Here is a 2,718-nt window from a genome sequence, read left to right as displayed (position 1 = left end):
AGTAAACCAAAGCTTTGATAAAATGGTTTACCATAACCTGATGAGATTAACGAGACAGAATTAATTCCTAATTCACAAGCGATGTCATGCACAGCAAGCATCAAGACAGAGCCAAGCTTTTTATTACGATATTCCCTATCGACGACCAATGAATGCACCACCATGTATTTCCCATCATCTAAATTACAACCAACCGTAATACTGCCAATAATCACACCGCCCTTTAAGCAAATCATAGAAAGCGCATTATCAACATAACTGAGTAATTGGCTAGGTTTATAATCCTCTACTTCGCCTTTCGGAAAAACTTCTTCCAGTAAAAGATCAGCCTCAGCCACCTCGGCAGTGCCCTCTTCAAGTAATTGGAGTTGAAAATTGCTATCCCCTAAAGCCTTCGTTAATGATTCAGATAAAATATCCTTTAAATCTACCTCCTCGCTCACAATCTCATCAAAACTGAACATAATCATCTCACAGCACATAAAAGGTCAATAAATAACCAAAAAATGTAATATAGTCAATTAAAATACAATACTCAAATCTTAGGCCATTCTGCTCCGACTTTTCGCTTCAGACCAGAGCGTAAGCAATAATTCGATTGATTGTCCTTTAAGAGTTACTAATCCTCTGTCTCTCGCAATGACTTTTAAAGCCCGCATGCGAGCTGCAAATTTTTCTATTATTTTTAATAAGGTTTGCTCTGGTTCAAAGCCGGAAAAAAGACATAAAGACAGAGCGCTATGTAATAAATCACCAATTTCTTCTTGAATACGTTCCTCTGGTTCCTGGAGATCAAACGCTTCCTTGATCTCATCGCACTCACTAATAATCTGCTCAATAATCATAGATTGGTTAGGCCAATCAAAACCAAAAAGTCTTGCATCCCTCTCAAGAACACTAAGCTCATGCAAAGGATTACTCAATTGCTTTACCATATAAACCATCTCCGTTTCCGAAGAATATCCATTCAATAAGGGCTGAAAACCCATTTTTTCATAGCAACGAAACGTTTTTAAATAATAGTTTGCTTTATCTGGAATAACAGTAGCGACCGTCATTGTTTTAGCTTGCTGTTGTTTTGCATAGCCATAAGCTGCCTGCATCAATGACGTCATAATACCTTGCCCTTGGTAATCAGGCAAAACACCTAACCAGCAGATATTAGCATTCGCTGGATAAGGAAAACAAGGCTTAGAAGCCCGACTTGTTTCTCACTAACTCTCGCAGCTAAATTAACTTGTGGGTGAGCCCCTTCTGCAACTAATTTGTTTAATTCTACTATGCCGCTCTGTTTTACCAAGTCGGTTCTAATCTCAGAACGTAATTCCTGTGCAGATGTCACTGAGATAAATTCTATCTTGCAAATCATTTAATCCTCTTAAACTGTCAAGTATGCATGAAGATTACTCTAAAGTAGCAAGGCTTCTATAAGTTCGCCATCCATTCAAATAAGATATCTTTTATCTGCGTCGAGAACAGCAAAAAATTACCTCAAAAAACGCTGCTAACAGATAAAGATCAATAAGAGAGTTTACAAAGACAGTTAACCTGTATTACTCTGCTGCAGCGGGTTCATTAAACGTACACTGTTCTCAAGAAGCGAGAAGAAATATGAAAGATCTTAACCGGTTGGCCCATCGGGTGGAACAGCCGAAAACCACTCACCGCCTTAAATCAATCTTTCGTGGTTCAATAGGTAATTTAATAGAATGGTATGACTGGTATGCCTATGCCGCATTTTCAATTTATTTTGCCAAATCTTTTTTTCCTCAAGGTGATTTAACTGCTCAATTAATGAATACCGCAGCCATTTTTGCAGTTGGCTTTTTTATGCGTCCCATAGGTGGGTGGTTAATGGGAGTCTATGCTGATCGTTGTGGGCGTAAAAAAGCCTTGCTGGCTTCTGTATTGCTAATGTGTGTTGGCTCACTCATTATTGCATTAACCCCGAGTTATGAAACCATTGGACTGCTAGCACCTGTATTACTTGTTCTAGCGCGTTTGCTACAAGGGATCTCGGTAGGTGGCGAATATGCCACTTCCGCCACTTACTTAAGTGAAATGGCCACGAAAGAAAGGCGTGGATTTTTCTCCAGTTTCCAATATGTGACTCTTATAGCAGGCCAATTAATCGCTTTATCTTTATTGATAGTACTGCAACAGTTTTTTCTTACCACAGAACAGTTAGAAAATTGGGGTTGGCGCATTCCTTTCCTGATAGGTGCGCTTCTGGCAATCGTAGCGCTGTTTTTGCGTAAAGGGATGGAAGAAACCACTTCGTTTATTACTCAACAACAAACCACAAAAAAGAAAATTTATTATTTGCTTTAATGCGTCATCCTAAAGAAATTCTTCTAGTCGCGGGATTAACGATGGGTGGTACACTGGCTTTCTACACTTATAGCACCTACATGCAGAAATACCTCACCAATAGCGTAGGAATGAGTAAAATTGAAGCGACACTTATTTCGGCAGCAAGTTTATTTTTCTTCATGTTACTACAGCCGGTTATAGGGGCTTTATCGGATCGAATTGGTCGAAGACCGATTTTAATCGCATTTGGCGTGCTAGGCACCCTTTTTACAGTACCTATTCTTTCTCTACTCAGTACCATTGAAACCTGGTGGGGGGCATCACTCTTGATTATGGCCGCCTTGACAATCGTTAGCGGCTATACTGCAATCAATGCGGTAGTTAAAGCCGAATTGTTCCCTGTAG

5 protein-coding genes are annotated in these 2,718 nt (G+C 39.6%); 2 read left to right on the top strand and 3 right to left on the bottom strand.

Translation table 11 applies throughout. The features are described 5' to 3' along the window. The 3 genes from BN58_RS23230 to BN58_RS07790 all read right to left on the bottom strand — a co-directional run. Nucleotides 1–464 (bottom strand): GNAT family N-acetyltransferase (locus BN58_RS23230; RefSeq protein WP_198009845.1); only part of this gene is annotated, 464 nt, incomplete at its 3' end. A 78-nt stretch (nucleotides 465–542) separates the two neighbouring features. Continuing rightward, the gene (locus BN58_RS23225) at nucleotides 543–1,142 is read right to left on the bottom strand and encodes a GNAT family N-acetyltransferase (RefSeq protein WP_019216351.1); all 600 of its coding nucleotides are present in this window, start codon (nucleotides 1,140–1,142) and stop codon (nucleotides 543–545) included. Nucleotides 1,143–1,147: 5 nt separating this feature from the next. Further along, complete coding sequence (locus BN58_RS07790) at nucleotides 1,148–1,369, bottom strand: hypothetical protein (RefSeq protein WP_019216350.1); 222 nt, start codon at nucleotides 1,367–1,369, stop codon at nucleotides 1,148–1,150. A 242-nt stretch (nucleotides 1,370–1,611) separates the two neighbouring features. Between BN58_RS07790 and BN58_RS23220 the strand changes: the two genes are divergently transcribed. Beyond that, entirely contained in the window at nucleotides 1,612–2,331 is a 720-nt protein-coding gene (locus BN58_RS23220) for an MFS transporter (RefSeq protein ID WP_019216349.1), read from the top strand. Further along, nucleotides 2,331–2,718 (top strand): MFS transporter (locus BN58_RS33360; RefSeq protein WP_232220435.1); only part of this gene is annotated, 388 nt, incomplete at its 3' end. The genes BN58_RS23220 and BN58_RS33360, both read left to right, overlap by 1 nt.

The organism is Legionella tunisiensis (assembly GCF_000308315.1).
Lineage (GTDB): Bacteria > Pseudomonadota > Gammaproteobacteria > Legionellales > Legionellaceae > Tatlockia > Tatlockia tunisiensis.
The sequence above is the reverse complement of the archived record's forward strand: the minus strand, read 5'-3'. Positions and strand labels throughout refer to the sequence as shown.

Coding starts and splice junctions, on each gene's coding strand:
- BN58_RS23220 (WP_019216349.1), top strand. CDS start 1,612: ATGAAAGATCTTAACCGGTTGGCCCATCGGGTGGAACAGCCGAAAACC.
- BN58_RS07790 (WP_019216350.1), bottom strand. CDS start 1,369: ATGATTTGCAAGATAGAATTTATCTCAGTGACATCTGCACAGGAATTA.